4 protein-coding genes and 1 pseudogene are annotated in these 6,352 nt (G+C 68.8%); 3 read left to right on the forward strand and 2 right to left on the reverse strand.

Features of this window, described 5'->3' with window-relative positions:
• The first annotated feature begins 45 nt into the window (after window positions 1-45).
• Window positions 46-1,332: an ATP-dependent Clp protease ATP-binding subunit ClpX gene (gene clpX / locus ACFV9H_RS35565; RefSeq protein ID WP_301371147.1), complete on the forward strand. Its 1,287-nt coding sequence runs from the start codon at window positions 46-48 to the stop codon at window positions 1,330-1,332.
• A gap of 68 nt (window positions 1,333-1,400) precedes the next feature.
• On the opposite strand, the gene ACFV9H_RS35570 is transcribed toward clpX, so the two are convergent.
• Together ACFV9H_RS35570 and ACFV9H_RS35575 are read right to left on the reverse strand one after the other, a co-directional pair.
• Window positions 1,401-2,303, reverse strand: a complete 903-nt coding sequence (locus ACFV9H_RS35570; protein ID WP_385406757.1) for a hypothetical protein — start codon at window positions 2,301-2,303, stop codon at window positions 1,401-1,403.
• A gap of 103 nt (window positions 2,304-2,406) precedes the next feature.
• Window positions 2,407-3,024: a hypothetical protein gene (locus ACFV9H_RS35575; protein WP_385406759.1), complete on the reverse strand. Its 618-nt coding sequence runs from the start codon at window positions 3,022-3,024 to the stop codon at window positions 2,407-2,409.
• Window positions 3,025-3,122: 98 nt separating this feature from the next.
• Between ACFV9H_RS35575 and ACFV9H_RS35580 the strand changes: the two genes are divergently transcribed.
• Both ACFV9H_RS35580 and ACFV9H_RS35585 read left to right on the forward strand, forming a co-directional pair.
• Window positions 3,123-5,744, forward strand: coding sequence for a valine--tRNA ligase (locus tag ACFV9H_RS35580; protein WP_385406762.1), 2,622 nt, complete (start codon window positions 3,123-3,125; stop codon window positions 5,742-5,744).
• A gap of 332 nt (window positions 5,745-6,076) precedes the next feature.
• A pseudogene (locus ACFV9H_RS35585) lies at window positions 6,077-6,352 on the forward strand (histidine kinase); the annotation flags it as partial.

The following is a 6,352-nucleotide window of genomic DNA, read 5'->3' on the forward strand; positions in this document are numbered from 1 at the left end:
AGGAGCGCTGAACCAAGCGTCTCCCAGGCGAAGGGGAAGCACCTCGTGGCACGCATCGGTGACGGCGGCGATCTGCTCAAGTGCTCGTTCTGCGGAAAGAGCCAGAAGCAGGTGAAGAAGCTCATCGCAGGACCCGGTGTGTACATCTGCGACGAGTGCATCGACCTCTGCAACGAGATCATCGAAGAGGAGCTCGCGGAGACCTCCGAGGTGCGGTGGGAGGAACTCCCCAAGCCCCGTGAGATCTACGAGTTCCTGGAGAGCTACGTCGTCGGCCAGGAGCCGGCGAAGAAGGCGCTCTCCGTCGCGGTGTACAACCACTACAAGCGAGTCCAGGCCGGCGAGAACGGCGGCGCGCAGGGCCGGGACGACGCGATCGAGCTCGCGAAGTCCAACATCCTGCTGCTGGGCCCCACGGGCTCCGGCAAGACCCTGCTCGCCCAGACGCTCGCGCGCATGCTGAACGTACCGTTCGCCATCGCGGACGCGACGGCGCTGACGGAGGCCGGGTACGTCGGCGAGGACGTCGAGAACATCCTGCTGAAGCTGATCCAGGCCGCCGACTACGACGTCAAGAAGGCCGAGACCGGAATCATCTACATCGACGAGATCGACAAGGTCGCGCGCAAGAGCGAGAACCCGTCGATCACCCGTGATGTGAGCGGCGAGGGCGTGCAGCAGGCCCTCCTGAAGATCCTGGAAGGCACGACCGCGTCCGTTCCCCCGCAGGGCGGCCGCAAGCACCCGCACCAGGAGTTCATCCAGATCGACACGACGAACGTGCTCTTCATCGTGGGCGGCGCCTTCGCCGGCCTGGAGAAGATCATCGAGTCGCGTGCGGGCGCCAAGGGCATCGGCTTCGGTGCGACGATCCGCTCGAAGCGCGAGATCGAGGCGAGCGACCAGTTCCAGGAGGTCATGCCGGAGGACCTGGTGAAGTTCGGGATGATCCCCGAGTTCATCGGCCGTCTCCCCGTGCTGACCTCCGTCCACAACCTGGACCGCGAGGCCCTGCTCCAGATCCTCATCGAGCCGCGCAACGCGCTGGTGAAGCAGTACCAGCGCTTGTTCGAACTCGACGGCGTCGAGCTGGACTTCGAGCGCGAGGCCCTCGAAGCCATCGCGGACCAGGCGATCCTCCGCCAGACCGGCGCGCGCGGCCTGCGCGCCATCATGGAAGAGGTCCTGATGTCGGTGATGTACGAGGTCCCGTCCCGCAAGGACGTGGCCCGCGTGGTCATCACCTCGGACGTGGTCCGCTCCAACGTCAACCCGACGCTGGTCCCGCGGATCGTCCCGAAGGACCAGGGGCCGCACGAGAAGTCGGCGTAGTCGGTAGACAACAAGCAGAAGGGGCGCCCCCGGCCGGGGGCGCCCCTTCTGCGTTGCGCCGAGTGGCGTTACTTCTTGACGCGGGCGGTGTTGTAGAGCTTCGCGGTGAGGTCCGCGGTCTGCTCCAGGGTGTAGCCCGGCTTCCCGGCGAGGATGGAGGCCACGTCCGAGGCGGTGACCATGCTCAGGGTGCTGTAGTCACCCCAGATGCAGATCGGGAGCGTGAACTCCTTGGGCCCCTTGGTCGTCGTGTCCTTCGAGGTGAACTTGGCCTCTTGGCACTTCATCACGGCACCCTTGAAGCCGGCCGGGGTCATCGTCTTGGGGGTGCCGATGAGAGCCACCTCCGACTTGCCGTCCTTGCCGATGTTCTGCTTGGCCATGGCGAAATAGCCGTCGACCGTCTTCTCCGGGTCGGCGAGTTCGCCGTAGACGCCCTGGAAGTTGAGGCCCTTGACCGCCAGCGGGTTCTTCGGATCTCCGGACTGGTAGTTCATGCCCACCTCGGTGGGGTTCTTGATGCCCGCGGCTTCGGCTTCCTTCTTGTCCTCTTCGCTGAACTCGCCCTGCTTGTACTTCGGGTCCTGCTTGAAGTCGTCCACCGCCAGGGGCGCGACCAGCTTGTACCCCTTGGTGTCGGAGGCGATCGCGCCACCCGCGCCGCCGCCCAGGAAGTACCAGCCGCCGCCCGCGATGACCGCTACCGCGACGACCACGCCGATGATGACGCCCGCCTTGGACTTCTTCGGGGGCGTGCCGCCGTACGGGGGCTGCTGCTGGTAGCCGTACGCGGGCGTCTGCGGCTGCTGGGGGTAGCCCTGCGGGGGGACGCCCGGCTGCTGCTGGGGGTAGCCGTAGCCCGGCTGCGGGGCGGGCTGGCCGTACGGGCCCGGGGGCGGCGGGGGCTGCTGCCCGTACGGTCCCGGCTGCTGCGGCTGCTGGCCGTACGGCCCTGGCTGGTTGTAGCTCATCGGTGCGTCCCCCTCAGGAACTTCTTTAGGAACTTCTTATGCTGCCCACATCCTTGCGGAAGATCGAAAGAGTTCGGGCGTCGGGGTCCCAGGCGTTACGGAACTACGACGCGGGGACCTCCATGACCGCCCGCAGCGCGCGGGCCCGTTCGGCGAGTTCGTCGATCGTGAGCGGCTTGTTCTCGACGGGCACGGTGACCGTCACCAGGGAACTGTGGTCGCCCCACATGCACAGCGGTATCGACGTCCCCTCCATCGTCAGCGTGCCGCAGCGCATCGCGCCGCCCTCGGGCTTGCCGGCCTCGTGGGTGGTGATCTCCGACTCCTTGACGCCCATGGACTTCAGGCCCTTGGTGAGTTCCGCGCCCGGGTCCTTGTCGTTGAAGGAGGCCGCCGCACCGCTGATCACCAGCTGCGCGGTGCCCGCCTGGTCGGCGTAGACCACGGCCACCGGCTTGGTGCCCGCCTTCTGGACGCCCTGGCCCTGCCTGATCGCGTCGACGCGCGGGCCGGAGTCCTGCAGGGTCAGCCCCTGGAAGGTGGCCGGCGGGACGAGCTGGTACTTGCCCGCGTCATCCGGGCCGCCGAGCGCGCCCAGGGCGAACTTGACGGCGAAGGCGCCCGCGGCGAACGCCAGCACCGTTCCGATGGTCTTGAGGGCGCCCTTGCCCCTGGCGGGGGCGGGCGGAGCGGATGCGGGCTGGGGGGTGATCTCGTTCATGTGCGCATCAGACGGGTCCGCCGGGGGCAACGGCAATGGGCGGCCGCACTGCGGTATGGATTCGTAACGGAGGCGGGACCCCCCGTATCCTGTGCCCCGTGACCGAGAACACGCAGACACCCAGTGCCCCCAACTCCGAACTGCCGACCACGTACGCGCCGGCCGAGGTAGAGGGGAAGCTCTACGAGCGCTGGGTAGAGCGTGGGTACTTCGAGGCCGACGCGAAGAGCGACAAGCCGCCGTACACCATCGTCATCCCGCCGCCGAACGTCACGGGCTCGCTCCACCTGGGCCACGCCTTCGAGCACACGCTGATCGACGCCCTCACCCGCCGCAAGCGCATGCAGGGCTACGAGACGCTGTGGCAGCCCGGCATGGACCACGCCGGCATCGCCACCCAGAACGTCGTCGAGCGCGAGCTCGCCAAGGAGGGCAAGTCCCGCCACGACCTGGGCCGCGAGGCGTTCGTCGAGCGCGTCTGGCAGTGGAAGGGCGAGTCCGGCGGCCAGATCAGCGGGCAGATGCGTCGCCTCGGCGACGGCGTCGACTGGTCCCGTGAGCGCTTCACCATGGACGAGGGTCTGTCCGAAGCCGTCCAGACGATCTTCAAGCGGCTCTACGACGACGAGCTCATCTACCGCGCCGAGCGCATCATCAACTGGTGCCCGCGCTGCCTGACCGCGATCTCCGACATCGAGGTCGAGTACCAGGACGACGACGGCGAGCTGGTCTCCATCCGCTACGGCGAGGGCGAGAACTCCATCGTCGTCGCGACCACCCGCGCGGAGACGATGCTCGGCGACACCGCCGTCGCGGTCCACCCCGACGACGAGCGCTACAAGCACATGGTCGGCACCGAGATCGAGCTGCCGCTGACCGGCCGCCGCATCCCGATCGTCGCGGACGAGCACGTCGACCCGGAGTTCGGCACCGGCGCCGTCAAGGTGACCCCGGCGCACGACCCGAACGACTTCGAGATCGGCCAGCGCCACGGCCTGCCGAACCTCGCCGTCATGGACGAGCACGCCATCATCACGGCGCACGGCCCCTTCCAGGGCCTGGACCGGTTGGAGGCCCGCTCCGCCATCGTCGCCGCGCTCCGCGCCGACGGCCGGATCGTCGCCGAGAAGCGTCCGTACTCCCACTCCGTCGGCCACTGCTCGCGCTGCAAGACGACCATCGAGCCGCGCCTGTCCATGCAGTGGTGGGTCAAGGTCGGCCCGCTCGCGAAGCCCGCCGGTGACGCGGTCCGCGACGGCAAGGTCAAGATCCACCCGCAGGAGATGGAGAAGCGGTACTTCGACTGGGTCGACAACCTGCACGACTGGTGCATCTCGCGCCAGCTGTGGTGGGGCCACCGCATCCCGGTCTGGTACGGCCCGAACGGCGAGGTCGTCTGCGTCGGACCGGACGAGCAGCCGCCCGCGGGCGAGGGTTGGACCCAGGACACCGACGTCCTCGACACCTGGTTCTCCTCGGGCCTGTGGCCCTTCTCCACCCTCGGCTGGCCGCAGCAGACCGAGAGCCTGGCGAAGTTCTACCCGAACTCCGTCCTGGTCACCGGCTACGACATCCTCTTCTTCTGGGTCGCCCGGATGATGATGTTCGGCCTGTACGCGATGGACGGCACCCCGCCGTTCCACACCATCGCCCTGCACGGCATGGTCCGCGACGAGCGCGGCAAGAAGATGTCGAAGTCCTTCGGCAACGCGGTCAACCCGCTGGACTGGATGGACGCGTACGGCTCCGACGCCGTCCGCTTCACGCTGGCCCGCGGCGCCAACCCGGGTGTCGACGTCCCGATCGGCGAGGACTGGGTCCAGGCCTCCCGGAACTTCGCCAACAAGATCTGGAACGCCACCCGCTTCGCTCTGATGAACGGCGCCACGATCGAGGGCGAGCTGCCGGCCCCCGAGCAGATGTCGGCGACCGACCGCTGGATCCTGTCCCGTCTGAACAAGACCGTGGCCGAGGTCGACGCGTACTACGAGGACTACCAGTTCTCGAAGCTGTCGGACTCCCTCTACCACTTCGCGTGGGACGAGGTCTTCAGCTGGTACGTCGAGCTCTCGAAGACGACCTTCTTCGCGGGCGGCGAGCAGGCCAAGGTCTCCGGCCGGGTCCTCGGCGAGGTGCTCGACGTCATGCTGCGCCTGCTGCACCCGGTGGTCCCCTTCGTCACCGAGACGCTGTGGACCACGCTGACCGGCGGCGAGTCCCTCGTCATCGCCGACTGGCCGAAGGACAGCGGCTTCCGCGACGAGGCCGCCGAGGCCGAGATCGGACTCGTCCAGGCCGTGGTCACCGAGGTCCGCCGGTTCCGCAAGGAGCAGGGCCTGCAGGACGGCCAGAAGGTCCCGGCCCGCCTGGACCTGTCGGGTACGGCGCTGGCCGCGCACGAGGGTGCCATCCGTCAGCTGCTGCGTCTCCAGCCGGAGGGCGACTCCTTCAGCGCCACCGCGACCCTCCCGGTCGCCGGCGCCACGGTCGCGCTCGACCTGTCGGGCACGATCGACGTGGAAGCCGAGCGCAAGCGGCTGGGCAAGGACCTGGCGGCCGCGGAGAAGGAGAAGCAGCAGGCCGAGGTGAAGCTGGGGAACGAGGCGTTCATCGCCAAGGCCCCCGACAACGTCGTGGACAAGATCAAGGGCCGGCTGGCCAAGGCCGAGGCGGACATCGCCCGGCTGCAGGCCCAGCTGGACGGCCTCCCGGCCGCCTAGCACTCCGCAAGGCGAAGAAGGGCTCCCGCACCACGGTGCGGGAGCCCTTCCCCTTTGTACGGGAGCCGTGTTCAGAACAGCCTGCGCCCGAACTCCGTCAGGATCGGCACCGCCACCACCGCGCACCCGGTCAGCGGCACCAGCCAGTGGGCGCCGTGCCCAGCCCCGCCGGCGCGGCGAAGCCGGCGATGCCGAACAGCACGCCGGCCGGGGGCAGGGCGGAAGGTCGCCCCGGGTCAGGGACCTCCGGCCTGTCCGAAGTGCCCTAAATCACTGCTTCTGCGGCCCAGGTGGACCGGATCCGAGGAGCCCGAGCACGGATGATGGAGGGCATGCACGTCAAGCCCGCCCCCTCGGCGTTCCACCGGGTCATGGCCTCCGGCCGACGGCTCGCGCAGGGCTGGGCCGGTTCGCCGCGCGCGATGGACGTGCTCACGGCGCTGAGCTGCCTCGGCCTGATGGCGCTCGACCTGCCGGGCCTCGCGGCCGCCGACAACTCCCTCAACGGGCCGACCGCCGCCGTGGTCCTCGCGCTCGGCTGCTCCACCCTGCTGGTGCGGCGCCGGATGCCCTGGATCTCGTACCTCGCCGCGCTGCTCTTCATCGGC

This window comes from Streptomyces sp. NPDC059874, from assembly GCF_042731135.1.
Taxonomy (GTDB): Bacteria; Actinomycetota; Actinomycetes; order Streptomycetales; family Streptomycetaceae; genus Streptomyces.

Bases quoted from the DNA above. Each gene is read 5' to 3' on its own strand.
- ACFV9H_RS35570 (WP_385406757.1), bottom strand. From the start codon at position 2,303: ATGAGCTACAACCAGCCAGGGCCGTACGGCCAGCAGCCGCAGCAGCCG.
- ACFV9H_RS35575 (WP_385406759.1), bottom strand. From the start codon at position 3,024: ATGAACGAGATCACCCCCCAGCCCGCATCCGCTCCGCCCGCCCCCGCC.